This is a genomic window from Nocardia brasiliensis (assembly GCF_042691675.1).
In the GTDB taxonomy this organism is placed as follows: Bacteria; Actinomycetota; Actinomycetes; order Mycobacteriales; family Mycobacteriaceae; genus Nocardia; species Nocardia brasiliensis_D.
In genome coordinates, this window is sequence record NZ_CP170507.1 from 5,222,257 (window position 1) to 5,248,170 (window position 25,914).

Below are 25,914 nucleotides of genomic sequence, written 5' to 3' on the forward strand. Positions count from 1 at the left end.
AGGTGGCGGACATCCCCTTGGACATCGGTGATTTTCGGGGGAACGAGAAGACTCATGTCGGTGGTCCCTTCGCGACGCTGCGACCCCTCGACCATATCGGAAACGCAGGTTTCCGTAAACAGTTGTTTCCCGACTTCTCCTGTGCGAGGCTGCTCGGGTGACCCGAGCATTCAGCGGCACCTACCGTGGCACGTCGACCGCCGAGCGCCGGGAAGATCGACGCAGGCGGTTGCTCGATGCCGCACTCGATATCGTCGGCACCCAGGGACTGTCGGCGATGACCGTGCGCGGCGTCTGCGAACAGGCTCGCGTCGGCCCCCGCTTCTTCTACGAGGCCTTCCCCGACCTGGACGCCCTCGCGTCCGAGCTGCTGCTGGAAATTCAGGACGCCGCGCTGGACCGGGCCCGCGCCGCCGTCGTCGGCACCGCGGGTGCGCCCGCCGACAAGATCCGCGCCGGTGTTGCCGCCCTGATCATCGAGCTCACCGACGACCCACGCCGCGCCAAGATCATCTTCGCCCAGGCGTACGGCAACGAGGCTCTGATGCGCACCCGCTTCGCGGGTATGCGCCGGGTCGCCGACGTCATCATCGAACAAACCCGGCTGGTGCTCGCCCTGCCCGCGGGCCACGACACCGCCGTCGCCGCGACCTCGCAACTGATCACCGGCGGCGCCGCGGAACTCGTCCTCGTCTGGCTCGACGGCGGTCTCGACGTGGACCGCGACGGCCTGATCGACCTGCTCGCCGACTTCACCATCGCGATGGTCGACCGGATCCCCGGTGTCGCCGACCGCTTGTCGGCCGATTCCGGATAGGCCGGATCGACTCGATCCCGGTGCGGATCAGGCGTTCAGGGTTTGCCGAATTCCTCGATCAGCACGGGATACTGCTCCGCACCATGCCCGGCGGCGATCGAGCGGTCGGCCATCGCCTTGATCAACTTCGGCAGTTCGGCATTGACACCCAATGCCTCGCTCTCCTCGATCAGGTGCGCCATCGTCCGCGCGTCGTCCTCCAGGGCCGAGACCTCGACCGGGAAGGAACCGCGGTCGATCTGTTCGGCGTACCCGGGCAGCCATTCGGCTACACCGGCGGCGATCTGCCGCGCGAACGGCGCGTACGTCACGGCGTCGACACCGGCCGTCCGGAGCATGGCGGTGCCGTGGAGCCAGGCGTTCAGGACGCTCCACATCATGGTCAGGCCCGCCCCGTCGTACAGGGACGCGAGCCCATGATCGGCACCGAGATAGGTAACGGTGCCGAGCGCGTCGAGGGTCGACTTGTGTGCCTCGAAGTCCGACTGCGCGCCGCTGTGCAGAATCACCGCCTCGGCGGTCCCGATGGCAGGCGGGATGGCCATGATGGCACCGTCCAGGTAGCGGGCGCCGCGCTGCTCGGCCCATCGGGCGGCTGCCCGGGCCTGGGCCGAGTTGCCCGAGGTCAGGTTGAGCAGCATCGTGCCGTTCAGATCGATATCACTCGCGCCGAGCAGCTCGCGCACGGCCTGATAGTCGGTAACGCAGATGATGGTGAGGGAACTCGCCTGGAGCGCGTCGCCGACCGTTGACGCCAGCCGTGCACCCTCGGCCACCAACTGATCGGCCTTGGCGGCCGTACGATTCCACACGGTTGTGGGATGCCCGGCTTTCCGCAACGCCCCGGCGAGCGCCTGGCCCATCAGGCCGAGTCCGATGACTGTCACGGGTGTTTTGTTGTTCATGGCAGCATCATCAACGTTGATACCGGTGTGAAGGTCAAGCGAGGGTTGCGATGCGAATCGGGGAATTGAGTCGTCGGACGGGCGTCAACGCCCATCAGTTGCGCTACTACGAGGCGAACGGCCTGCTGGCGGCAGACCGCGGCGCGAACGGCTACCGCGAGTACGACGAGCAGGCCGTGCTGCGGGTGCGGCAGATCCGGCACCTGCTCGAGGCCGGTCTGTCCTCCGAGGACATCGCCTATCTGCTGCCGTGCGCGGTCGGCGAGGCCCCGGAGCTGCCCGGGTGCCCCGAATTACTGGCCGCGATGCGGTCCCGGCTGCGCCGACTGGACGATCAGTTGGACCGGCTCGCTCGATCGCGTAGCGCTCTCGCCGACTTCATCGATGCGGCCGAGCGAACCGGCAGCGAAAGCTATCCACCCTGCGACGAACTGGCGCCTATCTCCGCCTGAGCAGGCGCTCGGAACCGCTGAGCGCTTGCCACCGCGCTCGATTCGAAGAACGCGGTCAGCTCGCGCACCATCTGCCCGGGTTGTTCTTCGGGGATGTAGTGACCGCTCCCCTTGATCTCGACGACCCTGATGTCGGTCCCTTTATCGGCCGACATCTGTTGGCGCAGTGCCGGATACGACTCCTCCCCCGCCAAGGTCAGGATCGGCACCGTCACCGGCGCATAGCCGGCGAGATCGGCGATGTCCTGGCGCATCGTCTGATACCAGCCGTTGCCCGCGCGGATGGCATCGGGCGAATCGTAGGCGTGCGCGTAGATGCGCCGCGCCTCTTCTTCCACCGATGCCTGATCGACCAGCATGTGCCCGTACAGCCAATCGATCACCAGCCGAAAGCGACCGGCCAGTAGCTGTTCGGGGAGTTCGCGCAATTGATTGAAGGCGAACCACCAGGGATAGCCGCCGCGCCCATGCTCGAGCGCCGCCGCTTGATCGTCGCTGCCCGGCAGCATGGTGATGGCCTGCCAGGCGGCATCCGGGACGCCCATATCCACGGTGACCAGCCGCCGCACCGACTCGGGGAAATTGGCAGCCAGGTGATAGCCCAGCGACGCGCCGATATCGTGCCCGACGACGAACGCGGACCGGTGCCCGAGCTGCCGGATCAATTCGTGGATGTCGCGCGCCATGGTCTTCTTGTCGTAGCCCCCGGCCGGCTTGGCCGAGCCGCCCATGCCGCGCAGATCGACGGCGGTCACCCGATAGCGAAGAGCCAACTCCGGCAATATCTTCCGGAACTGCCACCAGGTCTGCGGCCAGCCGCCGAGCAGGATCAACGGCTCCCCCGCGCCGCCGGTGACGTGGTGCAGGCGGGTGCCGTTGACCTCCGCGTAGGCGCTGGTGAAGTCGCCGTCCAGCGAGGCGGCCAGCTCGGCATCGGTCGGAACATTGCGTGTCACAGAGTGATCCTTTTCTTTAACGATCGGTCCAGTAAATGGACCTAGCGAGGCCCGACGGACAATGCGCTGCCCGACGGGCGGTGTGGTGCGGAACGACCGAGGGCGTCAGCCGAGCAGGGTCAGCGCCTGCTCGACCGTGTCATCGAGAAGGCGGCGCCGGAGCGGAGTCTTGCCGACAACGCGAATCCCCTGAAGGAGGGTCACCAGAAATCTGGCCAGTGCGACCGGGTCCCGATCCTCAGACAATTCCCCCTCCGCGCGAGCCCTCAGCAAAGCACTCGTGAGCAGGGTCTCCATGGTTTCCAAACCGGAGGTGACCAGCTTGCGCGCACCTTCGTCGGCGGGGAGCTCGACCGCGGTGTTGGTCATCAGACAGCCTTTTCGCGCTTCGTCGACGAGCGAGGTCTCGGCGTACCAGCACACCAGCGCGCGAACCGCCGCCAGCGCGGACCCGGGCACGGAGAGCTGGTCGAGCAATCCCGCCCGAGCGTCTTCCGCGTAGCGTTCCAGCGCTTGGAGATACAGCTCTCGCTTGCCGCCGAACGTGCCGTAGATGCTGCCGCGCCCGAGCTTCAGCTGGTCGACCAGGTCCTGCATGGAGGTCCCCTCGTAGCCCTGCCGCCAGAACAGTTCCATCGCTGTCCGCAGTGCCGCGTCCGGATCGAATTCCTTCGTTCTGCCCACGAGAGGAAGGTTACTTCATTTGGACCGATCATTCAAAAATAGGCGATGTCGCTGGCTTTGCGACCAAGTGATCCCTTACCCTTGACTCATGAACGCGTGCAGGCGATTTCTCCGCCCCCGGCCGACAGTCGGCCGCGGGGTCTGCTGCGTGCGCTCACTCACGTAGTTCCTGTGGCCGTCATCGGTTCGGGGGGTTTCACCGAATCCGACTGGCTACCAAAGGAACTCACATGCCTTCCTATCTCACCCCGCTGGACCTGTCGCGTGCGCTCGCCGTGCGCGACCTGAGCGACGCCGCGCAGGGACCGCACGCCATGCAGGCTCTGCTGAACGAGACCATCGACGCGCTGGCCGAGGCCTGGGCGTCGACGGTGCACATCGTCCGCAACTCGCCGATCGTCGCCGTCGTCGACAACTACGACAAGCTCGGCTACCACCAGTCCGACATCACCCGCGACGCGCGCTACACCCGATACCTCAGCCCGACAGTGATGTTGCGCAGCCACACCACCGCGGACATCCCCGAGACGCTGCGGCGCTACGCCGGTGTGGCGACCGAAGTCGACGAGCTCATCGTCGTGCCCGGATTGACCTACCGCAGAGACGTTGTCGATCGAATCCACGTGGGCGAACCGCACCAGGTCGATCTGTGGCGATTGCGGTCGAGGCCGGACACCGGCGACCACGAGGTACACGAGATGGTCGCCCACCTGGTCGAGGCGGTGCTGCCCGGCGCCGAATGGCGCACGACGCCCGCACAACACCCCTACACCGCCCTGGGGCGGCAAGTGGACGTGCGATCGGGTGCCGATTGGCTGGAACTGGCCGAATGCGGGCTCATCGCCGAACACGTCCTCGTGGGCGCCGGGCTGGACCCCGCCCGCTGGTCCGGTACGGCGCTGGGGCTGGGTCTGGACCGAGCGCTGATGCTGCGCAAGGGAATTCCCGATATCCGCTACCTCAGATCGGACCACCCACGCATCGCCGACCAGCTGCACGACCTTTCGCCGTGGCGGCCGGTCTCGATGCTGCCGCCGATTCGCCGCGACCTGTCGGTGGTGATCGCCGACGACACCGATGACGAAACCCTCGGCGACACCGTGCGAAAAGTCCTGCGCGATCGGGCCGACGACATCGAGTCCGTGCTGGTATCGGCTCGGACACCGTGGGCCGAGCTCTCCGCGAAGGCGCGGGACCGCCTCGGCATCGTGCCGGGGCAAACGAATGCCGTTGTGCGGCTGATCCTCCGGCCGTTGGCGTGCACGCTCACCGACCAGGAAGCCAACGCGATCCGCAACGAGGTGTATCGCGCGATCCATATCGGCCCGCTACTGGAGCTGGCATGACCGGGGCAGCAGCCGGGGGACACCAGTTTTCGTGGCTGTCGGGCGGACCGGATGCGCTGTTAGCGTAGAGGTCTTCATCAAGGTGAAGTGGGCGAAGGAGGCCGGGATCACGGCTGGGACAACGGGATTCCGGCCCTCCTGAGCTGGCACAGGGTATGGGCAGCGGTCATTTGGCCTTGCGTAGCAGCCGAATCACCGCCCGGTCGACCAGCTCGCGGCGCTCGTCGTCCGAATCGGCCCGTCGCGCGCGACGCAATGCCGCGGCAATCGTCGCTCCGTTCTCGAATGCCGTCACCACCCGCGGATCGACATACGAGTTGCGGGCCACCGTCGGTGTGTTGCCGAGGGCGGCCGCAACGTCTTCCATCACCTTCTTCGCCACTGCCTTGCGGCCTCGTTGCGACGTGGGGCGCTCGGCCGAAGCGAAGTCCGCCGCCGCCAGCACCGTCGCCTGCCAGGTCCGCAGATCCTTGGCGCTGCAGTCGCAGCAGGCCAGTTCCCGGAAGCGGAGATTGATGTCCTCGGCGTGTAGTTCGCGGTAACCGGCCCCGTTGCGGTAAACGAGCAGTCGCGGCGAGCCGGATCGGCAGCGCCGCAGCGCCCGAACGGCTTTGGCCACCAGCGGTTCGGTGATACGAACCCGTCGCCGGATGCCGCCCTTGGCCGGATAGTCGAACAGCATCTCGTCGCCGGACAACCGCACCTGCTCGCGCAGCAGCGTGGCGACGCCGCGGGTGCCGTTCTCCTCCGCGTATTCCTCACCGCCGACCCGGAATACGCCGCGATCCAGCAGTTCGATCGCCACCGCCTGGGCCCGATGCTTGCCGAGCCCGGCGTCGGCCAGATCCGTGCGCACCTGTCGTCGCACTTCGGGTAGCCGCGCGGCGAGTTCGAGTACCCGGTCGAACTTCTCCTCGTCCCGTTCCTTACGCCACTGCTCGTGGTACAGATACTGCCGACGGCCCGCCGCGTCCACGCCGACCGCCTGTACGTGACCGTTGGGGTGCGGGCAGATCCACACCTTGCGCCAGGCGGGCGGGATCACCAAAGACTTGATGCGATCGAGCGTTTCGTCGTCGGTCACCGCCGCACCGTCGGTCGTGACATAGGAGAAGCCGCGGCCGCGGCGGACCCTGGTGAGGCCGGGGCCGTAGATGGTGCTGCGGCGCAAGCGCATCGGCTGCCATCCCCTCGGTTCGAGACGGGCGATGGGCGAGGCTGATGCCCCGCCCATCGGCTGCTTTCGGATTACCGGTTCTGGTGGCTGTGTTCGCCGCCGAGCCGCTTGGCGGCGGTCGGTTGCGCCGCGGCGCCCTTCTTGCCTGCCTCGCTGGCGCGCTTGGGATCGTTGTCGAAGCTGCCGCTACTCGCCTTACCACCCTGGCTGGCGATCCTGCGTTGCTGCTCTGGATCCATGGCGGCAAAGCCACGTCGGGCGTCGGCCATGTGCATCCCTCCTTGCCTCGGCTAATTCTGTCGGCGACGGCAGTGTGCCGTCCCTGACGCCCTACCCGGGGATCCCGGCAGCAAACAACCCGGTGGTCAGGACTGGTGTTGCGGCACCAGCGCCGGCACCGGTTCTCGGGTCGGGGCGGTCCGGCGGCCAGCGACGAAGTACAGCGCGACGAGCAGCACGCTGAACCACACATAGGTGTTGCCGATGACGTGTTGCCATGGCGTCCACTCGGTTTCGCGATGCTCGCCGTCGGGCAGCCAGTTCTGCGGGCCGTACACGAAGACCGCCGTGATGACGGCGATGGTCACCGACCAGCCGATGGCCCGACGGCGCGGCAACCGGGTGGCGTAGCCGATGGCGGCCAGCAATGCCGGGGCGATCCAGACCCAGTGGTGCGACCAGGAAATCGGCGAGAACAGCAGCGTGAAGACCGCGTTGAAGGCCAGCGCGAGCGGCGGGAAGTCGGCCGCGCGTCGCATGGCCGCGAGCACCAGCACCAGCAGCGCGGCGCCGAGGATCAGCCACAGTCCGGTGAACGCGGGCTCGGGCACCTTCAGCCGGGCCAGCATCGCCTGGATCGACTGGTTCGTATGAAACGCCGAACCACTCAAGCCGGACACATTGCCCATTCCGCCGAACCAGTACTTCGCGGAGTCGTGCGGCAGCACGGCGAAGCCGAGCAAGGTGGCCGCCGCACCGGTCGCCGCGGCCGTCGCCGCCGATTTGTAGTCGCGGCGCACCAGGAAATACAGCACGAACGCCGCCGGGGTCAGTTTGATGGCGGCGGCGACACCGATCAGCATGCCGCGCCGCCAGCGCGGTTTCTCGGTGAGGCAGTCGGCGGCGACCAACGCCATCAGCAGCAGGTTCACCTGACCGAAGTTCAGCGTCGAATGGATCGGTTCCAGCAGCAGGCCGAGCGGGGTCGCGCACGCGGTGGCCAGCAGCGCGAGCCCGCGCTGTCCCGCCGTGGGCCAGATCTGCCGGGCAACCAGGTACAGGGTGAGCGCCAGCGCGGCCACGGACGAGACGAAGAAGGTGAACGCGGCGGCATTCCACGGCAGCAGGGCGAACGGGCTCAGCGCCAGCGCGGCGAACGGCGGATAGATGAACGGCAGGCCCGCGCCGATGGTGGTCTGCGGCAGCTGGCCGTACATGTCGTTGCCTTGGCGCAGTGCGTCCACCCCGAGGCGATAGACCTGCAGGTCGATGAACCCGCCGGTGATCTCGTCGAGCGGCCAGACGGGCAACAGCAGACAAAACGCGGCAAACGCGATGGACAGCGCCGGTGCCAGCCATACCACGACGCCGAGTCGACGGTTCTTGGCTTCCGGCTCAACGCGGGTGGTGACACTACTCATCCGCGGCGACTATACCGGTACACCAGGTGAGAAGGGCATTCGAGGGCGTCCGGCGTGAGCGCGGGCAAAACGGGTACCTCGGCAGCAGTTTCCCCCGCCCGAAGGAGGTCGACCCAGTCATGAGTGCGTTGACGGCCGTAGCGCTGGTGTGCAGTTTGAAGAAGTCCCCGGAACCGTCGAGCAGCGAACTGCTGGCCGGTCAGGTGCTCGACGAATTGGAACGGTACGGGGTGGTCGGCCGGGTGGTCCGGGTGGTCGACTACGACGTGCGGCCAGGGGTGAGCGCCGACGAGGGCGACGGCGACGCGTGGCCGATGCTGCGCGAACAGATCGCGGCCGCCGACATCCTGCTCGTCGCGACGCCCACCTGGGTGGGACACATGTCATCGGTGGCGCAGCGGGTGCTGGAGCGGCTGGACGCGGAGTTGTCGGAGACCGATGACGAGGGCAGGCCGAGCATGGTCGGCAAGGTCGCGATCGCCGCGGTGGTCGGCAACGAGGACGGCGCGCACAAGATCATCGCGGATCTGTTCCAGGCGTTGAACGACATCGGGTTCACCATTCCCGCACAGGGCGGCACCTATTGGAACGGTCAGGCGATGGGGTCCGTCGACTATCAGGATCTGGACGAGACCCCCGAGGACGTCCAGCGGACGAACGGCGCGGTGGCCCGCAATGCCGCGCACCTGGCCGGGTTGCTGCGCGCCGAAGCGTATCCCCCTTACGCGCGGGAAGCTCAGGGGGCGAAATGAAGGCGCCGGGGGCCGCCGAATTCGTTCCGGACGGGGCGGATCTGGCGACCCTCCAGGAGGCATCGTGCGGCTGCCGGGGTTGCGATCTCTACCGGCACGCGACGCAGACAGTATTCGGCGAAGGCCCCGACGACGCGACCGTCGTCATGGTCGGCGAGCAGCCGGGCGATCAGGAGGACCGGCAGGGGCACCCGTTCGTCGGCCCCGCGGGTCACCTGCTCGACCGCGCGCTGGACGAGGCCGGTATCGACCGTGCCACCGTCTATCTGACCAATGCCGTCAAGCATTTCAAGTTCGTCGAGCGGGGCAAGCGGCGGATCCACAAGCAGCCGGGACGTACCGAGATCGTCGCCTGCTCGGCCTGGTTGAGCGCCGAGTTGTCGCTCCTGCGGCCGGAATTGGTGGTGTGTCTCGGCGCGATCGCCGCACAGGCGGTGGTCGGTCCGTCGTTCAAGGTCAGTCAGCAACGCGGGCAGGTCATTTCGATGGCGGACTATCGGGTGATCGCCACGGTGCATCCGTCGGCGGTGCTGCGCGCACCGGACCGTACCGAGGCATACGCGCAGTTCCTCGCCGATCTGCGGCAGGTCAGCACCGAGATGGGAAAGCGGGCGACCTCCGGATGAGTGTCACCGGGGAATGGTAGGAATGGGCGAATGAGCGCTGACATAGATCCGGAACTCATCGAGCTGGCCACCAAGGTGTTCGATTTCGCCCGCCAGGGTGACGCCGCCGCGCTGGCCACCTATCTGGATGCCGGTGTCCCCGCGGATCTCACCAACGACGCCGGCGACACGCTCCTCATGCTCGCCACCTACCACGGTCACCGCGATGCCGTCGCGGCGCTGCTCGACCGGGACGCCGACCCGAACCGCGCCAACGACAAGGGGCAAACCCCATTGGCCGGTGCGGTTTTCAAGGGTGAGACCGAGATCGCGCGAATGCTCGTCGAGTGCGGCGCCGACCCGGACGCGGGCACTCCGTCGGCCCGCGACGCCGCCGTCATGTTCGGCAAAGCCGACCTGCTCGCGCTGTTCGCCGACTACTGAGCGCGCAGGAATTTCGTCACTCGCTCCGTGGTTACCCGGATGAAAACCGACCACCGGAGGCAACGACGTGACCGATCCCAACAGCCCCGACTTCGACCGAAAAAGCTTCAACGAGCAGGTGATCGACGAGTTCCGCGCCAACGCGGGCAAGGTCGGCGGCATGTTCGAAGGCGCGGCCATGGTGCTGATCACGACCACCGGCGCCAAGTCGGGCCGCCGGATCACCAGTCCGCTGGTCTATCTGCCCGACGGCGACCGAATCGTGCTCATCGCCTCCAACGGCGGCGCCGACAAGCACCCGGCCTGGTACCACAATCTCCGGGCCAACCCCGAGCTCACCGTCGAAATCGGCACCGAGCGGTACTCGGCGAAAGCCGAGGAGGTGTCCGGCGCCGAACGCGACGCGCTGTACGCCCGGATGGTCGAGATCATGCCGGGTTTCGGGGAGTACCAGGCCAAGACGTCGCGGGTGATCCCGGTCCTCGCGGTGTACCGGGAAGCGGCCTGAGCGCTACCGGCGCTCGCGCACCGCGGTGACCGCCTTGCGGGCGGCCACCAGCACGGGATCCCAGACCGGGGAAAACGGTGGCGCGTAGCCGAGATCGAGGGTGGTCATCTGGTCGACCGTCAGGTGCGCGGTGAGTGCGACGGCGGCGATGTCGACGCGCTTGCCCGCGCCCTCGCGGCCGACGATCTGCACGCCGAGCAGGCGCCCGGTGTGCCGTTCGGCGAGCATCTTCACCGTCATCGTCGCGGCGTCGGGGTAATAGCCTGCGCGGCTGGTGGATTCGATGGTGACGGCGACGAATTGCAACCCCGAGGCGCGAGCGTCCTTCTCCCGCAGGCCGGTTCGCGCGACCTCCAGGTCGCAGACCTTGCTCACCGCGGTCCCGACGACGCCGGGAAAGGTCGCGTACTCGCCACCGACATTCGCGCCGATGATCTGGCCGTGCTTGTTGGCATGGGTACCGAGGGCGATATGGCGTTCGCGACCGGACACCAGATCGAGCACCTCGACGCAATCCCCACCGGCCCAGATGTTTTCGTAGCCGCGCACCCGCATGGCCAGATCGGTCAGCAGTCCGCCGGACTCCCCCAGCGGCAAGCCCGCGGCGCGCGCCAATTCCGTGTCCGGGCGCACCCCGATGCCGAGCACCACCACATCCGCGGGATATTCGGCACCGTCGGTGACCACCGCGCTGACCCGGCCCTGCTCGTCGGTGCGGAGCTCGGTCACCTCGGCATTGCCGAAGACCTTGATACCCATGCCGCACATGGCATCTCGGACCAGCGCGCCCATGTCCGGATCCATCGTCGACATCGGCTGCGGGCCACGATGAACCATCGTGACGTCGTAGCCGCGCTGGATCAGCGCCTCGGCCATCTCGACACCGATATAGCCCGCACCGACCACGACCGCGCGCTTGCCCTCGGTGTGCTCGAGCGTATCGATGAGAGCCTGGCCGTCGTCGAGGGTCTGCACGCCGTGCACACCGGTCGCGTCGATGCCGGGCAGCGGTGGGCGGATCGGCCGGGCGCCGGTGGCGATCACGAGTTTGTCGTAGCCGGTCCATGATTCGGCGCCGGACTCGAGATCTCGGGCGCGCACCCGGCCACCCGCGACGTCGATCTCGGTCACCTCGGTGCGCAACCGCAGGTCGATATCGCGGGATCGGTGCTCCGCGGGCGTGCGGGCGATCAGCGCATCGCGCTCGGTCACATCGCCGCCGACCCAGTACGGGATTCCGCAGGCGGAGTACGAGGTGAACCGACTGCGTTCGAAGACCACGATCGCCAGTTCGCTCGCGTCCTTCAGCCTTCGTGCCTGCGAAGCCGCCGACATCCCGGCCGCGTCACCACCGATGACAACCAGTCGCTCGCTCATATGCCCCACGCTACGGCGACGCACCCCAACCCGTCCGGCGGGGGTCGCAGCGATTTGCCACGGTATTCCTGGTTGCCGTGCGGTTGACTCGGGTTTACTCCACACTGATCTTCTGGCAAACGCTGTGTGAGGGCAGTGTTTACACCCGGGAGCAGTACATGAGTGAACGACCGTCCCCGTCCGACGACGAACGTCGGCTCGCCGAACTCGGCTATAAACAAGAATTGGCCCGATCCTGGTCCGGCTTCTCGAACTTCGCCATCAGCTTCACCATCGTCTCCATCCTGACCGGCGGATTGGCCAGTTACGGAATCGGTTTGGCCAACGGCGGCCCGATCACCATGGCCTGGGGCTGGCCGCTGGTCTCGCTCATGGTGCTGTTCGTCGGCATGGCGATGGCGGAATTGGCGTCCGCGTACCCCACCTCCGGCGGGCTGTACTGGTGGGCGTCCCAGCTCGGCGGGCCGGTCTGGGGTTGGTTCACCGGGTGGTTCAATCTGATCGGCCAGATCGCGGTGACCGCGGCCATCGATTACGGAGCGGCGATCTTCACCACCGTGGTGCTGAACGTGATCGGCATCGAGATCGGCACCGACCGGACCGCGATCTTCCTGGTTTTCCTGGTGATCCTGGTGTTGCACGCCGTGCTGAACGCGATCGGGCCGCACCTTTCCGCGGTGATCAATAATATTTCCGCCTGGTGGCATGTCGGCGGCGTCGCGATATTCGTGCTCGTGCTGACCTTCGGTGCGAACCAGCATCAGAGCGTCGGGTTCGTGTTCACCGAAACCGTCGACAACAGCGCGGTCGGATTCGGCGGCGTGGCCTTCAGCTTCCTGCTCGGGCTGTTGCACGCGCAGTACACGTTCACCGGGTACGACGCGTCGGCGCACATGTCCGAGGAAACCCACGACGCCGCACGGATGGCGGCGAAGGGCATCATCAACACCATCGTGGCGTCGGCGATCGCCGGATATCTGCTCATCATGGCGGTGACCTTCGCGATCCCGAATCTGGACGACGCGCTCGATCCGACGAAGAACAGCGGCTACCCGGTGATCTACATCCTGGAGAATTCGCTGAATTCGTTCTGGTCCGGGCTGCTGCTGATCATCGCGGCGACCGCGCAATTGTTCTGCGGGTACGCCTCGGTCACCTCGGCCTCGCGCATGCTGTTCGCGTTCTCACGCGACGGCGCGGTGCCGGGATCGGCGCTCTGGTCGAAACTTTCGGCGCGAAAGGTGCCGGTCAACGCGGTGCTGTTCATCTCGTTCTTCGCGTTCGTGCTGCTGATTCCGTCCATGCTGGTGCCCGCCGCGAACGCACCCACCGCCTACGCGGCCGCCACCTCGGTGGCCACCATCGGCCTCTACATCGCCTACGGCATCCCGATCCTGCTGCGCCAGGTGCACGGCTCCCGGTTCCAGACCGGCCCTTGGCAACTCGGGCGCTGGTATCGCCCGGTCGGCGTGGTCGCGCTGCTGTGGATCGTGCTGATCAGCTTGTTGTTCACCCTCCCGATGGACGACCGCGGCTACCCATGGAACAGCGAGTTCACCTGGAATACGGTCAACTACGCACCGATCGCGTTGGTCGGCGTGGTCGGCGCCATCGGCATCTGGTGGCTGGTTTCGGCCCGCACCTGGTTCACCGGACCGAAACGCACCGTCGAGGACGCGCCGGATGCCGGTGCGTCGGGCGACGAGACGACGGTCAAAGCCTGAGTGGACAGCATTATCGGAACCGAAACGACGGCGGATGCGGGGTTTGTCGGTGTCGGTCGCTAGGTTCGTCGGCATGGAAAGGATCGACCCGGAGCACGATCCGGCCGTCGGGCGGATTGTGTTTCCGGGAAACCCGTGGCCGGCCGGGCACGCGATCGAGGAGTTCGCGTGGACCGGGCGGATCGACGAGAACGGCAATTTATGGTTCGATCTGCACCTGCGGTCGGCGGAATATGTCGCCGAAACGGCCACGAAAGGCGCTGCGGAGGCCGATGATTGGTCCTCGCCGGAGGTGTGGCGGAACTACGGCGCCTGCACGTTGTCCTCCACCTACTGGGGCGAGGACGACGGCACCGGATTTCTCGCCGCCACACCCGGAAATCCATTTCAATTGAAAACGTTGACGCCGCAACGTCTGACGGCCGATCCGCTGCCCCTCCTCGATATCGATCAACTCGAATATCTGGCCTTCAATATCTATCTACTCGGCCACGATTCCGTCGCCGACCAGGAGGTGTTCTTCACTCGCCGGCCGGACGGCAGGCACGACATCGACTGGCACGGCCGCATCGCCCTCACCTGTGTCGGCGACATCGAATTCAGCCACCGATTCCAGGCCGAAATCACCGCGACCCTCGATTACATCCGCTACCCCACCTCGCTGTCGGCAGTAGAGGCACACGACCTGCTGCGCGCCGTCCTGGACGCGCCGGAGTTGTTCGAGACAGGACTTGTCGACGGGCAACCCGCCTGGGTGCCGAAACGTTAGCGTTCTCCGCTGGCCGTTCGACTACGCGGCCGGATGTCCTGGCAGCACACAGGCGGTGTCGAGGCCGAGGACGCGATTGAGTCGACCGAAGGCCAGCCAGGAGCCGATGCTCATGCTCAGTTCCACGACTTCGACCTGGGAGTATTCGGCCAGCATCCTGGTCCAGAACTCATCATCGATACTGTGGTGGTCCAGGGCGTAGCGCTCGGCGTATTCGGCGGCGAGCCTGGTGCGTTCGTCGAAGGATTCGGTGCTGCGCCACTCGGTGACGGCGTCCGCGAATTCGGGTTCGACCTTGACGCCGTCACGTTCGGTGCGCCAATCCTGACAGAAGAGGCAGCCGTTGATCTGCGCGATGCGCAGGCGGGCGGCTTCGAATTCGCGTAACCCGAGGGTGCTGTGCGCATACACCGACATCGAGAACTGGGCGGCGGCAACGCCGATGCCCGGCACCATCTCGCCCCAGACGTAACCGATCGGGTCCTTGCCCTCGGGGATGTCGATGATCATGGGTTTTTCCTTCCGAGTTTGCCGACTGCCGGACGCAGCGGAATATCGAGTGCGTCGTAGAGTCCGGGCTCGGCCGCGGCCAGCCAATCGATGGCACTTACCAAACGGCCTACGGCAGTGGCGTTTCCGCCCGCGGCGCGGTTGCCGTTCTCGTCCGTCGCCGCGACGGTGACCTCGATGCGCGGGCGACCCTCGATGATCACCCGATGCGCACCGTCGCCGTCGGCGGGCGCGGGCCAATCCGGCGCACAGGACGGATGGATGCGGGTGACATGTTCGACGATGATGCGCGGTTCCCCCGCGACGATGCCCTGCACCTCGAACCGCACCGCGCCCTGGGTGCCCGCGGTGAACTCGCCCATCGACCGGGTGGTGATGGTGGCGTCGAGCGGCCGTCGATCCAGGGTCTCCCGGATCTCCTCGAGTTCGACGCCGAGCGCACGCGCCATCAGTCGGATCTGCCCGCCCCACACCATGGTCGGCACGGTCGGCGCGAGCATGGGTGGTTGATACTCCATCGGCTGGCCCATGCCGACGAGGTAGCGGACCGAGTCCGGCTGGTCGTAGCTGGAGTAGTCGAAGATCTCCTGGCAGCGGATCACGTCCACGGTGCCGCCGAGGCCGCTGATCAACAGTGGCAGCACATCATTGCCCCAGCCGGGGTCGACGCCGGAGACGAAGAGGGAACCGCCGCCGTCCGCGATCGCGGCCAGCACCGGGCCGCGGACCTCCGCCGGTGCGTTGCGCGGGTCGTAGAGCGCGTACAGCGCGGGCGTGACGACCACCGCACCGGCCCGGATCGCCCGCACGATATCGGCGAGTGCGTCGTCGGGGCGGATGTCACCGGACGCGGCGTACACAACCGCGCGCGGACCAGATGCCAGCACCGCGTCGATGTCATCGGTGGCGGCGACTCCGAGGTGGTGGTCGAGGCCGCTCAGCTCACCGGCGTCGCGCCCCACCTTGTCCGGGTTGCGCACGAGCACGTTCGTGAGTTTCAGTGCCGGGTGTGCCTCGACGGCGCTGATGGCCGCCCGGCCGACATTGCCGGTGCCCCAGACCACCGTGGAGATCATGCGGCGAGCGTAACAAGCGCTTGGTCGGGTCGACCTGGTTATCGCGAACCTGCTCAGCGCTCGGTTTGCCGGGTCGCGGTAGCGCCTGATTCCGGCACCGGGTACGCTGTCAACATCTCCGGTGCCGCGTGATTCGATCCGCGACCGTCTTTCCTCCGCAGAGCCCTCCCAAAGTTATCTGTAACCGTCGGTTACAGATAAATCTGCCAGCCGCTCCCGAGTCGCCCGATTCACGGCGACGCGCCAACGACGTGGCGTTTCATCGTCGACAATGGCAAATCGCCTCGTCGGCGCGACGTCTGACCAGGCTAGGGACAGGTGGTCGCCAGCGGCCCACCCCGCAATGCGGAGTCGATCAGTTGTTGCACCGCGCCGTCGACGAGTTGGTCGCCATGGGCAACGCGTCGTCCGGCGCAGAACGATTGGACACTGGCGTTGGTCGCACCCGGCAACGGAACGTTCTCGAACGCGATTTCGGTGTACAGGTGGTACGCGGGAAGTCCCGGCGGGATCGCGGGCGGGGCATTGAGATCGCGGATGAATGCCGACCACGGCAGCAGATCACGGCACCCCGGATACCGGTCGGCGCACTCCAAGGCGAGCACGATCCCCAGCTCAGGCGTCCCGACGTCGACATAGGTACCGACCTGCTCGAGACCGCCGAGGAACTTGACGTAGTGACGCTGGGCGAGTCCGCCCATGGAATGCCCGACCAGATCGACCCGCTCCGCACCGGTCTGCCGCCGAATCGCCGCTACCCGCTCGGCCACCGCCTGGGCGGACTCCGCGATCGGCGCGCTGCCGAACGGTGCGTTCTCGGTCGGATGGGCGCGCAGCACCATCCAGTAGGCGGTATACCCCCGCGAACCGAGCCACGTTCGCAAGACTTCCAATGGACCCACGTCGGTGCCGATCCCGCCGACCACCAATACCGGATTCGCCCCGCCGGGAGCCGCACCGGCCGACCCCACCCCGAATCCGGCTATCGCACAACACATCACCACGATCACCCGGACGATCCGAACGAGCATGTACACCGACCTGCCTTCAGAAACGTTCGCCAACCGCCGCCCCGAACTTACCGCCCGCCGCGGCCCACCGCCCGCCCCCTATTCCCCTGACACCCACCCCACGGTCCAACGTTGCCGTGTGCAAAGGGTTCCAAAATGGGCGAGGGTAGATTTGGGGAGCTCGGGCATGCGCTGCGGGTGGTTTCCGGCGTGGTGGTGCGTTAGTTTTCTTGCGAGAAGGGTGGTGATGATGATGACGGCGAAACCAATGGCACTCGGGTACCTGCGGCAGGACATTTCGGGTGCGCACCGGGCATGGGACGAAACTCAGATCCGTAGTCTCGCTAAGCGACTCGGGTACGACCTGGTCGACACTGTCGTACTCGGCTCGGACACCGACCACCGAATCCTGCACCTGCTCAACGTCGTCCGGACCAGTGGCGCCGAAGCGGTGATTGCCCCCAGCCTCGACCATCTGGACGGCACCGCCGACCCCCTGGTCGAAACCTGCGACGTGATCACCGTACGTCCCGAAAATACCTACGCCCGCTGGGCCTTCCCCCGGGCCCAGGCCGACAACTGAGCCGCGTCCGCACTTACGGGCATTCGAGCAGCAGATCGGCGGCGCGGACGACGACTTCGTGGCGGGTTCGCTCGTTGTGGTCGGCAGCGAGGAAGTGATTACCGATGGCTAGGCAGAAGGCGAGCATACTGCGGGCTTCGACCTCCGCCGGATCCGAATAGAGACTGCCGAAGAGCTCGCGCGCGTAGGCCATCCGGTCGTTGTCGACGCGGCGCAGGCGTTCGGCGACCGCTTCGTCGCGACGGGCCCAGTCGCGGATCGCGAGATCGATCGGCAGCATCCGATCATTGGAGAAGGTGAGCAGTCCGGCGCGGCGGATCTTCGTTCGCGCGTCACCGCCTTCGCGTTCCACCTGGGCACGTACCTCCGCGGTACTTTCCCGCTCCCAGGTGTCCAGCATTTCGTCCAGCAGCGCGTTCCGGTCGGCGAAGTGTCCATAGAAACCGCCCTTCGTGACGCCGAGCGCTTGCGCGAGGCTCTCGATGCGGACGGCATCGGGCCCGCCGGTTGCCAGCGCCAGCAGGCCCTGCTCGATCCAACTGCTCCGTGGTGTGCGAGTGACGGCGACCATACCTTCAGTATCGCCGACGGTGTTGACACCGCCGCATCGCACGTTACGATCGAAGTATACGGCACCGTATATTTGAAAGCCGTTGGGAAGTAAGCGAATTGCGAGGGCAACGATGCCCTCGCCAGCGTCAGGAGCGCAAGATGACCGTCGGTTTCGTGGCCTTTCACTACCCCGCGCCCGCCCATTTCGAGGAGTTCGTCGACCGGGTGCGCAAGGTCAGGGAGGTGATGCGGTCGGCGCCGGGATGCCTGGCCGTCGATTGCTGGGTCAGCGCCGAGGGCGACGCCGTGATCTCGACCGGCCAGTGGGAATCCGAGGAAGCCTGCGCGGCATCGTTCGCCGCCGTCGCGTCCGCCGACGTGGACGTCGAGTTCGACGAGCGAGAATGCCGCCCGCGCCACATCGTCAAACTGCTTTCCGTCTAGCCGGAGCGAGCACATGAAGCTGCCGAATACCGCGCACACCTCGCGCCCCTGGCGCATTCACGAAGTCGCAGGCGATTTCGAGCTCGAAGACGTCTGGGCCCTACCCACCCCCGGCGGTCCCGACGACTTCTCGCGTCTGGTCCACCACATAGCGTCCGGCAAGGATTCGAGCCAGTCCTCCCCCGCCTACCGGATACTTTTCGCGATCCGGTGGAAGCTCGGAGCGCTGCTCGGCTGGGACAAGGAGGACACCGGCATCGCCGCCCGCGTGCCCTCGCTGCGCGACCGTTTACCCGCCGACCTCCGCGACGCCCCACCCGGCCCGGTCTTCGAAAGCAAACCCTTCCACTCGGTCTTCCTGACCCACGACGAATGGGCCGCCGAAATCGCCAACACCACCGTGCACGCCATCATGCACATCGGCTGGGTCCCCGACGAATCCGGCGGCTACCGCGGCCAAATGGCCGTACTCGTCAAACCCAACGGTCTGTTCGGCAAGCTCTACATGACCGCCATCCAGCCGTTCCGCTACCTACTCGTCTACCCGGCCCTCATGCGCGCCGTCGAACGAGACTGGCAAGCCCGAACCGCCTAGCACCTTCGGCGCGGCCGTGTCCCGTTCGCCGCTACTTGTCGATGATTTCCAGGACGTCTCGGAGGGAGATCATGACGAAGGTGTCCTTGCCGTAGTTGATGGGTGTGCCGAGGTCCTTCGCGTAGCGGATCATGTCGTCGGGTTGGACGTCGAGGTCGCCGGGCTCGTGCGGGCCCACGGCGATGACCTGGCCTTCTTGGCTGTCCGTGGTGGATTGGTCGAGCGGCCGGACCAGTACCTGGTCATCGAGTGGCTGCACGTTTTCGGTTCCGGCGGTCGTCATGTCCTTGCTCACCTCGACGTAGGAGTGCACGGCCCCAGGGTCCATGGACCGATTCGACGATACCTCGCAAGATATTGCCGCACTGGGGCTTCCGCACTTTCCAAGCGAACGTCCGGTTTCGCGAGGGCGGCGGCGATACGATGCGCAGATGGCGCACCCTGCCCCGCCGGTTCCGGGGGCGACGGTCGCATCGGACCGTTCGCCCGCGGGTTCGCGCGGCACCGGGGTCGCCGAGGTGGTCGAACGGTTTGCCGAAGCGTGGCGGGAGGAGGCCGGCCCGCCGGATCTACGGGCCTATCTGCCGGACTCGCCCGCTATTCGGCGGGTGTCGTTGATCGAGTTGATCAAGGTCGATCTGGCGAACCGCTGGGGCCGCGGCGCGGCGCCGAAACGGCTGGCGGACTACGTGGCAGACCTGCCGGAACTGCGGACCTGGCCGCTGCCGCCGGATCTGATCTACGAGGAGTTCCACGTCCGGCGGCGGGCGGGCAGCTCGGTCCGGGTCGAGGAGTACACCGCGGCGTATCCCGCGCAGGCCGAGCAACTTTCGGAGATGCTGGCGACGGACGACTATCACAGCACGATGATGGCGGCCGTCGAACCGGTCCGGCTCGACGATATCGAGGCGGGGCAGAAGATCGACGACTTCGACCTGATGACGGGGCTCGGGCGGGGCGCCTTCGCGCGGGTCTTCCTGGCGCGGCAGCGGTCGATGCAGCGACTGGTCGCGGTGAAGATCTCCCGCGACAAGGGCTCCGAGCCGCAGACTTTGGCGCAGTTGGATCACGACTACATCGTTCGAGTCTTCGATCAGCGGGTCCTGGAGAGCCGCAAGTTGCGGCTGCTGTACATGCAGTATGTGCCGGGCGGGACGCTGTTCACCGTGCTCGAGCGGGTTCGGGTGACCCCACCGGAACAGCGCGACGGCACGCTGCTGCTCGATGTCATCGACTCGGTGCTGGCCGGGAAGGGGGAAATCCGGCCGAGCGAATCGCCGTTGCGCGCGGAACTGGCGGCGCTGTCGTGGCCGGAGACCATCGCCTGGCTCGGGCGGCGGCTGGCCGAGGCGCTCGACTACGCGGGCAATGCCGGTGTGCTGCACCGCGATATCAAACCGGCGAACGTGTTGCTCACCGCGGACGGCATTCCCAAGCTCGCCGACTTCAATATCAGCTTCAGCGGCAATGTTTCGGGAGACAGCCCGGTCGCCTACTTCGGTGGCTCGCTCGCCTACATGTCGCCCGAACAGCTGGCGGCGGTGCATCCCGACCGGGCGAACACGGCCGCGGATCTCGACACTCGAAGCGATCTCTACGCGCTCGCCGTTGTGCTGTGGGAATTGCTCACCGGCCGAAAGCCTTTCGACGACGACTCGGTGACCGGCGGCGATCGCACGGCCCTGGACGGCATGCTGGAGCGCCGCTCGGCAGGCCCGAATGCCCTGCCGTATCAAGACCTTCCGCCGGACTGTCCGGCAGCACTGCGGCGCGCGCTGGTGCGCGCACTCGACCCGGACCCGGACAACCGCTGGGCGCGTGGCGCGGACATGGCCCAGCAGTTGGAGGTCTGCCTCGACGCCAGGGCCCGCGACCTCGTCGATCCCCCGCCGACCAGCTGGCGGCTGCGGGCCCGGGTACTCATGCACCCGATCATGGCGCTCGCCATCGCCGTGCCGAACGCGCTGGCGATCTGGTACAGCTACAACCACAATCGGACGCTGATCATCGACAAGCTGGACGAGCAGGCGCAACACCGCTTCGACCAGATCGCGCTGACCACCTACGGGCTGTGCTTCCTGATCGGCTTCGTGGTCACCAACGTGCTGGTCGCCCACCTGTGGTCGATTTCGCGCGGGCTGCGCAACGGACAGTCCTACGACGCGGACACCCTGGCTCGCGCGCGCAACGACACGTTGTTGCTCGGCAAGCGAAATGTGCTCACCTGCTTCACGCTATGGGTCATCGCGGGCGTCGCGGTTCCGGTCTCCGTGCAGGTCTCCGGTAACCACATCACGGCCGAGTCCTACCTGCACTTCTTCATCACGCAGATCGTCTGCGGCGCCATCGCGATGGCGTACCCGTACTTCATGGTCAATTTCTACGCGGTGCGCTCGCTGTATCCGATGTTCCTCCGGCACGGCGGGCTCGGCGCCCAGGACGCGCGGCGACTCCAGCAACTCGACCGGCACAGCACCTATTTTCTCGCCATCGCCGCCGCCGTCCCGCTGCTCGGTGTCGCGGGCGCGACCTTCATACCGCCGGAGGACATTCCGGCCGTCATCGTGGCCCTGCGGGTGCTGTGCCTGGGCAGCGCGCTCGCGTTCATCGGCGGGTATTGGCTCTTCCGCATGCTGGAGCAGGATCTGGCCGCGCTGGAACGCATCGTCGCCCGCTCGGCTTGATTTGCTGCGCCTTTCCCGGCTGCGGCGAGTACGGTATACCCCGCCGCAACAGCGCAGGGACGGCACGACGCTTTCGGCGGAAAGGCGGGCATTGCATGAACGAGCCGTATTCGTCATGGGCTGCGCGGAATTCGCCCGAAGACCTACCGCTCGCCGCCCGCTACCAGAGCGCCGACCCGATCGTGCTGCGCGGCAGCAAGGTCTACCCGATGTACACCGAGCAGGTCGGGCCCGCGCCGACGGCGGTCACCGTGACGCTGCTGTCCGCGGCACCGCCGGCCGGACTGCGCGGTCTCGGCATGGGACTGTCGGTCGTCGATGGCTACGTCGCGCTCAACGGTCGCCGGCTGGCCGGGGTGGACGTGTGGTCCGATGCCCTCGTCGGCGGCATCAGCTTCGACATCATCGGCACCGCCCCCGGCACCCTGGTGACCCTGACACCGGTCTGGGTCGACAGTTTCGGCGAACAGAAGTCCTGGGTCGGCAACTACGGCATCGTCATCGAGAACACGCCCGACGGCCGGATCGTCCTGTGGTGCAGCATCGGCGAGGGGCCCGCGAATTTCGCGAACCTCGTCGTCGAAGTGCGTACCGCGCCGGTCCAGCAGCACGCGGAGCCGGTTCCGCGGTCCGCCCCGGAGACGCCGCTCCGGTCGGCGCCGAACCTGCCGACGAATCCGAGCGGCGCCTACCCGTCGCCTACGCAGAACAGTGCCCATCCCCCGACCATGCAGTCGGCACAGACGAACCCGGGGTACGCGCCGAGCGCGCAGCCGGTGCCGCTGGATGCGTATTCCCGTGTCACACAGCCACATCCGACCCCGGTATCGGAACAGCCCGGCCCCGCGCCCTACCTCGGCTCCGACGCCCAGTACGGCCCTGGTGTCCAGTCGGCGCCCACCCGGCCCATGCGGCAACCCGCCGCACCGGCCGACGAAGAGCCCGCCCCGGACACCAGCTATCGGACCGCCCTCTACGACCTAGGTGTCGCGATGTACAGCCGTGGCGAGGAGGACCAGGCGTGTGGTCTGTGGGCGCAGGCCGCCGACGCGGGTCATCCGGGCGCCGCCTACGACCTGGGCGTCGTGCACTTCCGCCGGGGCGACCTGGTGGACGCGGAACGGTGGTGGCGGGCCGCCGCGGACCGACGCGAACCGCGCGCGATGGCGGGACTCGCCGAACTCCTCGACCGCCAGGGCAATTACGCCGAGGCACGCGTCTGGCGGGCCTGCGCCGACGAAGAGCGCTCCACCAACGCCGATCAGGCCGTCGGGTCGGGTTGACCACCGCGTAGTTGCGCGCGTGCCTCCATCAACGCGAAACCCAGCAGGTTCGATCCCTGCCACCGGGCAGGATCCTCGGCCCGTGGGTCGTCGGCCGCCAGCCCGATACCCCAAACCCGGTCCACCGGACTAGCTTCCACCAGCACCCGCTCACCGGTCTCGAGCAGATACTCCAGTAGCTCCGCGTTCTGCCCGAACTTCGCGACATTGCCGCGCACCACGATCTCGTATCGGTGTGCGCTCCACACCTTCCCGTCGAATCCGCGCACCTCCCGTCCGAGCTCCTTGGCTGCCTTGGGCGTTTCCGCCGCAAGCACCCGTTCGGCATTCTCCGCGTCTGCGAACAGCACGGCCTTGCCCCACATCATGTAGTGCTCGGCCGATGCGAAGGTGTGCCCGTCCACCGTGAACGACGCGAGCCACCACTGACTCAAACAACTCGCCCCGACCCGCCCGGCACGCTCCGGCTGATGCCCCCAGAAGAACAGGAAGTCCAGCTTCTCGCCCGCACTTGTCACCCTGACCAGCTCGCTCACCGAACGCAGGCTCATGATCAGAGTGTGCCCTACGGACCCCAGCACCTGCCGCTGAATATTGGTGAGAGGCAGCGGACGGATGACCTGATCGCCATCCTCCGGCGGAACCTGCTCGACGCGGATGAGCTCGCCCACCGCTGATCAGGGGCGAATAATGCGGTGGCGGGAGGTGCGGGGCTGCGGTAGCTTGCGGGTATGGGCGGTTCAGAGATGAACGGGGCGTGCGCGGTCGGCGCGTATTTCATTCGGCTGCGCGCGGAGGCCTGGGCTCTGCCAGCGCACCGCACCGCCGCTGTGTCCCGACAGCACTGATCGGGAGCTGCGCCGGCGGTCGATGAGACCGCCGGATTTCTGTGCCCTGGCATGGGTCCGGGCGAATCACTTTTTCTGATTCGACCACTCCGTTCGGAGGACACCCATGTCCCGCAATCCCTCGCTGCCGCGTGCCCGCGATTCGCGTGCCGGTACTCGCCAGCGCTTGTCGCAGAATTTCCTCATCGATGTCGGCGCCGCCCGGTTGATCGTGCGCTCGTCCGGTGTCACCGCCGCGGATCTCGTGCTCGAGATCGGTCCCGGCGACGGCATGCTGACGAGGCAACTGCTCGGCGCCGCAGGCCGGATACGCGCCTACGAGAAAGATGGCTACTACGCCGAACGCCTGCGCAGGCGATATGCAGGCAACCATCGAATAATGCTGTTCCACAAAGATTTCCGGACCGTGCGCGCACCAAACGAACCGTTCGCGGTGGTGGCCAACGTGCCCTTCGCCGTCACGACCGACGTGCTGCGCTGGTGCCTGGCCGCCCGGCAGCTCACCTCGGCGACCCTGCTGACCCAATTAGAGTTCGCCCGTAAACATTCCGGCGACTACGGCCGGTGGACAAAGCTCACGGTCGCCCATTGGCCCACTGTCGCAACAACATTGGGCGCTCGCATCGGCCGCCACAGTTTCCGTCCGGTACCGAGTGTCGACACCGCGCTCTTGCGGCTGCACCGGCGCCCCCACCCACTCCTGCCGCACTCGGCACTCGACGACTATCGCCGGGTGGTGGAGCTCGGCTTCCGAGGGGTGGGCGGCTCGTTGGCGAGCTCATTGCGGACCCAGTTCCCGGCCCGCACCGTGCGGGCAGCGTGTACCGCAGCGGGGATCATGCTGGACGAACCGGTCGGTTTTATTCATCCGGACCGCTGGATGGCCCTCTACCGGGTATTACGTATCGAGCATCGCCAGGGCAACGCGCCCCGCTACACAAATGTATCGGATACATTCATGTATCAAACGCGGAAGGAAGCGATGTGACCAGCAATTTCGGTGACTACCAGTTCGAGATCTACTTCAAGGGCCTGAGCGGGGTGCTGCCCGAGCTGCCGATGACCTACGCGGAGCTGGAGGCCAGGGCGCAGCTGGCACTGCCGCCCGGCATCTGGTCCTACGTGGCGGGCGGCGCGGGCGACGAGTTCACCCAACGCACCAACGTGACGGCGTTCGAGAAGCTCGGGATCGTCCCCCGGATGCTGCGCGACACGAAGGTCCGCGACCTCTCGATCGAGCTGTTCGGCATGAAGCTACCCTCGCCCCTGTTCATGGCACCGATCGGCGTGATCGGGCTCTGCGCGCAGGACGGGCACGGCGATCTCGCGACCGCCGAGGCGGCGGCACGCACCGGCGTCCCGATGATGGCCTCCACGCTGACGGTCGACCCGCTCGAGGACGTCGCCACCCGCTTCGGCGACACCCCGGGCATGTTCCAGCTCTACACCCCGAAGGACCGCGACCTGGCGCAGAGTTTGGTCAGCCGCGCCGAGGCCGCGGGCTACAAAGCCATCGCGGTGACGCTGGATACCTGGGTACCCGGCTGGCGGCCCCGCGATCTGAGCACCTCGAACTTCCCGCAGCTGCGCGGACACTGCCTGGCGAACTACTTCAGCGACCCGGTGTTTCGCGGCATGCTCGCGAAGGCCCCCGAGGAGGACCTGCAAACCGCCGTCCTGACCTTTACCGCACAGTTCGGCAACCTGCTCACCTGGGACGACCTGCCGTGGCTGCGGTCACTGACCGATCTTCCCTTGATACTCAAGGGGATCTGTCACCCGGACGACACCCGCCGCGCCAAGGATGCGGGCGTGGACGGCATCTACTGCTCGAATCACGGTGGCAGGCAAGCCAATGGCGGCATCCCGGCGATCGAGCACCTGCCCGGCGTGGTCGCGGCCGCCGACGGGCTGCCGGTGCTGTTCGACTCCGGCGTCCGGTCCGGCTCCGACGTCGTCAAGGCGCTGGCACTCGGCGCGACCGCCGTCGGCATCGGTCGCCCGTACGCCTACGGGCTGGCGCTGGGCGGTGCCGACGGGATCGTGCATGTGCTGCGCGCGCTGCTCGCCGAGGCGGATCTGCTGATGGCGGTCGACGGCTATCGGACGATCGCGGACCTGGACCCGGCGGCGATCCGCCAAATGAACTGACGCATCGGCCGAGCTGGGCCCG

The 25,914-nt window shown here is 66.9% G+C and carries 29 protein-coding genes; 16 read left to right on the forward strand and 13 right to left on the reverse strand.

Going from position 1 to position 25,914, the window contains the following annotated elements:
* Nucleotides 1-157: 157 nt before the first annotated feature.
* Nucleotides 158-817, forward strand: coding sequence for a TetR/AcrR family transcriptional regulator (locus ACFK0J_RS23945; protein ID WP_378730879.1), 660 nt, complete (start codon nucleotides 158-160; stop codon nucleotides 815-817).
* 35 nt (nucleotides 818-852) lie between these two features.
* Here the strand turns inward: ACFK0J_RS23945 and ACFK0J_RS23950 are convergent, their stop codons facing one another.
* Nucleotides 853-1,722, reverse strand: a complete 870-nt coding sequence (locus ACFK0J_RS23950) for an NAD(P)-dependent oxidoreductase (protein ID WP_378730881.1) — start codon at nucleotides 1,720-1,722, stop codon at nucleotides 853-855.
* Nucleotides 1,723-1,772: 50 nt separating this feature from the next.
* Between ACFK0J_RS23950 and ACFK0J_RS23955 the strand changes: the two genes are divergently transcribed.
* Nucleotides 1,773-2,174: a MerR family transcriptional regulator gene (locus ACFK0J_RS23955; protein WP_378730883.1), complete on the forward strand. Its 402-nt coding sequence runs from the start codon at nucleotides 1,773-1,775 to the stop codon at nucleotides 2,172-2,174.
* Here the strand turns inward: ACFK0J_RS23955 and ACFK0J_RS23960 are convergent.
* The gene (locus ACFK0J_RS23960; protein WP_378730885.1) at nucleotides 2,135-3,130 is read right to left on the reverse strand and encodes an alpha/beta fold hydrolase; all 996 of its coding nucleotides are present in this window, start codon (nucleotides 3,128-3,130) and stop codon (nucleotides 2,135-2,137) included. The two genes, ACFK0J_RS23955 and ACFK0J_RS23960, sit on opposite strands and share 40 nt — an antisense overlap.
* Before the next feature lie 105 nt (nucleotides 3,131-3,235).
* On the reverse strand, nucleotides 3,236-3,814 hold the full coding sequence (locus ACFK0J_RS23965) for a TetR/AcrR family transcriptional regulator (RefSeq protein ID WP_378730887.1): 579 nt from the start codon (nucleotides 3,812-3,814) through the stop codon (nucleotides 3,236-3,238).
* 230 nt (nucleotides 3,815-4,044) lie between these two features.
* Here ACFK0J_RS23965 and ACFK0J_RS23970 point away from each other — a divergent pair, with 230 nt between their 5' ends.
* Nucleotides 4,045-5,160, forward strand: a complete 1,116-nt coding sequence (locus ACFK0J_RS23970) for a hypothetical protein (RefSeq protein WP_378730889.1) — start codon at nucleotides 4,045-4,047, stop codon at nucleotides 5,158-5,160.
* Nucleotides 5,161-5,326: 166 nt separating this feature from the next.
* On the opposite strand, the gene ACFK0J_RS23975 is transcribed toward ACFK0J_RS23970, so the two are convergent.
* From ACFK0J_RS23975 to ACFK0J_RS23985, 3 genes are all read right to left on the reverse strand, one after another.
* On the reverse strand, nucleotides 5,327-6,337 hold the full coding sequence (locus tag ACFK0J_RS23975) for a DNA topoisomerase IB (RefSeq protein ID WP_378730892.1): 1,011 nt from the start codon (nucleotides 6,335-6,337) through the stop codon (nucleotides 5,327-5,329).
* Between the two features lie 71 nt (nucleotides 6,338-6,408).
* The gene (locus ACFK0J_RS23980; RefSeq protein WP_378730894.1) at nucleotides 6,409-6,606 is read right to left on the reverse strand and encodes a general stress protein; all 198 of its coding nucleotides are present in this window, start codon (nucleotides 6,604-6,606) and stop codon (nucleotides 6,409-6,411) included.
* A gap of 96 nt (nucleotides 6,607-6,702) precedes the next feature.
* Nucleotides 6,703-7,977, reverse strand: coding sequence for a glycosyltransferase 87 family protein (locus tag ACFK0J_RS23985; protein WP_378730896.1), 1,275 nt, complete (start codon nucleotides 7,975-7,977; stop codon nucleotides 6,703-6,705).
* A 119-nt stretch (nucleotides 7,978-8,096) separates the two neighbouring features.
* On the opposite strand from ACFK0J_RS23985, the gene ACFK0J_RS23990 reads away from it, so the two are divergent.
* The 4 genes from ACFK0J_RS23990 to ACFK0J_RS24005 all read left to right on the forward strand — a co-directional run bounded on the left by ACFK0J_RS23990 (nucleotide 8,097) and on the right by ACFK0J_RS24005 (nucleotide 10,286).
* Nucleotides 8,097-8,729 carry a flavodoxin family protein gene (locus ACFK0J_RS23990; RefSeq protein WP_378730898.1) on the forward strand — a complete coding sequence of 211 codons (633 nt, stop codon included), beginning with the start codon at nucleotides 8,097-8,099 and terminating at the stop codon, nucleotides 8,727-8,729.
* Nucleotides 8,726-9,355, forward strand: coding sequence for a UdgX family uracil-DNA binding protein (locus tag ACFK0J_RS23995; RefSeq protein WP_378730900.1), 630 nt, complete (start codon nucleotides 8,726-8,728; stop codon nucleotides 9,353-9,355). The genes ACFK0J_RS23990 and ACFK0J_RS23995 overlap by 4 nt, the downstream gene beginning before the upstream one ends.
* 30 nt (nucleotides 9,356-9,385) lie before the next feature.
* Entirely contained in the window at nucleotides 9,386-9,778 is a 393-nt protein-coding gene (locus ACFK0J_RS24000; protein ID WP_378730902.1) for an ankyrin repeat domain-containing protein, read from the forward strand.
* A 67-nt stretch (nucleotides 9,779-9,845) separates the two neighbouring features.
* The gene (locus ACFK0J_RS24005; protein ID WP_378730904.1) at nucleotides 9,846-10,286 is read left to right on the forward strand and encodes a nitroreductase family deazaflavin-dependent oxidoreductase; all 441 of its coding nucleotides are present in this window, start codon (nucleotides 9,846-9,848) and stop codon (nucleotides 10,284-10,286) included.
* Nucleotides 10,287-10,289: 3 nt separating this feature from the next.
* Here ACFK0J_RS24005 and ACFK0J_RS24010 read toward each other — a convergent pair whose 3' ends face one another.
* Nucleotides 10,290-11,663: an FAD-dependent oxidoreductase gene (locus ACFK0J_RS24010; protein WP_378730906.1), complete on the reverse strand. Its 1,374-nt coding sequence runs from the start codon at nucleotides 11,661-11,663 to the stop codon at nucleotides 10,290-10,292.
* Nucleotides 11,664-11,821: 158 nt separating this feature from the next.
* Between ACFK0J_RS24010 and ACFK0J_RS24015 the strand changes: the two genes are divergently transcribed.
* Nucleotides 11,822-13,387, forward strand: a complete 1,566-nt coding sequence (locus ACFK0J_RS24015) for an amino acid permease (protein WP_378730908.1) — start codon at nucleotides 11,822-11,824, stop codon at nucleotides 13,385-13,387.
* 73 nt (nucleotides 13,388-13,460) lie between these two features.
* Nucleotides 13,461-14,156, forward strand: coding sequence for a hypothetical protein (locus ACFK0J_RS24020; protein WP_378730910.1), 696 nt, complete (start codon nucleotides 13,461-13,463; stop codon nucleotides 14,154-14,156).
* Between the two features lie 21 nt (nucleotides 14,157-14,177).
* Here the strand turns inward: ACFK0J_RS24020 and ACFK0J_RS24025 are convergent, their stop codons facing one another.
* The 3 genes from ACFK0J_RS24025 to ACFK0J_RS24035 form a co-directional block, all read right to left on the reverse strand.
* Nucleotides 14,178-14,666 (reverse strand): carboxymuconolactone decarboxylase family protein, encoded by a 489-nt coding sequence (locus ACFK0J_RS24025; protein ID WP_378730912.1) that lies wholly within the window; start codon nucleotides 14,664-14,666, stop codon nucleotides 14,178-14,180.
* The gene (locus ACFK0J_RS24030; RefSeq protein ID WP_378730914.1) at nucleotides 14,663-15,742 is read right to left on the reverse strand and encodes a dihydrodipicolinate reductase; all 1,080 of its coding nucleotides are present in this window, start codon (nucleotides 15,740-15,742) and stop codon (nucleotides 14,663-14,665) included. The genes ACFK0J_RS24025 and ACFK0J_RS24030 overlap by 4 nt, the downstream gene beginning before the upstream one ends.
* A gap of 308 nt (nucleotides 15,743-16,050) precedes the next feature.
* Nucleotides 16,051-16,773, reverse strand: coding sequence for an esterase/lipase family protein (locus tag ACFK0J_RS24035; protein ID WP_378730916.1), 723 nt, complete (start codon nucleotides 16,771-16,773; stop codon nucleotides 16,051-16,053).
* Between the two features lie 232 nt (nucleotides 16,774-17,005).
* Between ACFK0J_RS24035 and ACFK0J_RS24040 the strand changes: the two genes are divergently transcribed.
* Nucleotides 17,006-17,335: a hypothetical protein gene (locus ACFK0J_RS24040; protein WP_378730918.1), complete on the forward strand. Its 330-nt coding sequence runs from the start codon at nucleotides 17,006-17,008 to the stop codon at nucleotides 17,333-17,335.
* Between the two features lie 13 nt (nucleotides 17,336-17,348).
* Here the strand turns inward: ACFK0J_RS24040 and ACFK0J_RS24045 are convergent, their stop codons facing one another.
* Nucleotides 17,349-17,906: a TetR/AcrR family transcriptional regulator gene (locus ACFK0J_RS24045; protein WP_378730920.1), complete on the reverse strand. Its 558-nt coding sequence runs from the start codon at nucleotides 17,904-17,906 to the stop codon at nucleotides 17,349-17,351.
* 140 nt (nucleotides 17,907-18,046) lie between these two features.
* Here ACFK0J_RS24045 and ACFK0J_RS24050 point away from each other — a divergent pair, with 140 nt between their 5' ends.
* Complete coding sequence (locus ACFK0J_RS24050; RefSeq protein ID WP_378730921.1) at nucleotides 18,047-18,331, forward strand: antibiotic biosynthesis monooxygenase; 285 nt, start codon at nucleotides 18,047-18,049, stop codon at nucleotides 18,329-18,331.
* Nucleotides 18,332-18,344: 13 nt separating this feature from the next.
* Nucleotides 18,345-18,926, forward strand: coding sequence for a DUF2867 domain-containing protein (locus ACFK0J_RS24055; protein WP_378730923.1), 582 nt, complete (start codon nucleotides 18,345-18,347; stop codon nucleotides 18,924-18,926).
* Nucleotides 18,927-18,957: 31 nt separating this feature from the next.
* Here ACFK0J_RS24055 and ACFK0J_RS24060 read toward each other — a convergent pair whose 3' ends face one another.
* Nucleotides 18,958-19,254, reverse strand: coding sequence for a hypothetical protein (locus tag ACFK0J_RS24060; protein ID WP_378730925.1), 297 nt, complete (start codon nucleotides 19,252-19,254; stop codon nucleotides 18,958-18,960).
* Between the two features lie 103 nt (nucleotides 19,255-19,357).
* Between ACFK0J_RS24060 and ACFK0J_RS24065 the strand changes: the two genes are divergently transcribed.
* Both ACFK0J_RS24065 and ACFK0J_RS24070 read left to right on the forward strand, forming a co-directional pair.
* On the forward strand, nucleotides 19,358-21,610 hold the full coding sequence (locus tag ACFK0J_RS24065; RefSeq protein WP_378730927.1) for a serine/threonine-protein kinase: 2,253 nt from the start codon (nucleotides 19,358-19,360) through the stop codon (nucleotides 21,608-21,610).
* Nucleotides 21,611-21,705: 95 nt separating this feature from the next.
* Nucleotides 21,706-22,893 carry a hypothetical protein gene (locus ACFK0J_RS24070; RefSeq protein WP_378730930.1) on the forward strand — a complete coding sequence of 396 codons (1,188 nt, stop codon included), beginning with the start codon at nucleotides 21,706-21,708 and terminating at the stop codon, nucleotides 22,891-22,893.
* Here ACFK0J_RS24070 and ACFK0J_RS24075 read toward each other — a convergent pair.
* Nucleotides 22,872-23,564 (reverse strand): NADAR family protein, encoded by a 693-nt coding sequence (locus ACFK0J_RS24075; protein WP_378730932.1) that lies wholly within the window; start codon nucleotides 23,562-23,564, stop codon nucleotides 22,872-22,874. The two genes, ACFK0J_RS24070 and ACFK0J_RS24075, sit on opposite strands and share 22 nt — an antisense overlap.
* Nucleotides 23,565-23,847: 283 nt before the next feature.
* Here ACFK0J_RS24075 and erm point away from each other — a divergent pair, with 283 nt between their 5' ends.
* Both erm and ACFK0J_RS24085 read left to right on the forward strand, forming a co-directional pair.
* Nucleotides 23,848-24,729, forward strand: coding sequence for a 23S ribosomal RNA methyltransferase Erm (erm, locus tag ACFK0J_RS24080; RefSeq protein WP_378730934.1), 882 nt, complete (start codon nucleotides 23,848-23,850; stop codon nucleotides 24,727-24,729).
* Nucleotides 24,726-25,892 carry a lactate 2-monooxygenase gene (locus tag ACFK0J_RS24085; RefSeq protein ID WP_378730936.1) on the forward strand — a complete coding sequence of 389 codons (1,167 nt, stop codon included), beginning with the start codon at nucleotides 24,726-24,728 and terminating at the stop codon, nucleotides 25,890-25,892. The genes erm and ACFK0J_RS24085 overlap by 4 nt, the downstream gene beginning before the upstream one ends.
* Nucleotides 25,893-25,914: the final 22 nt, after the last annotated feature.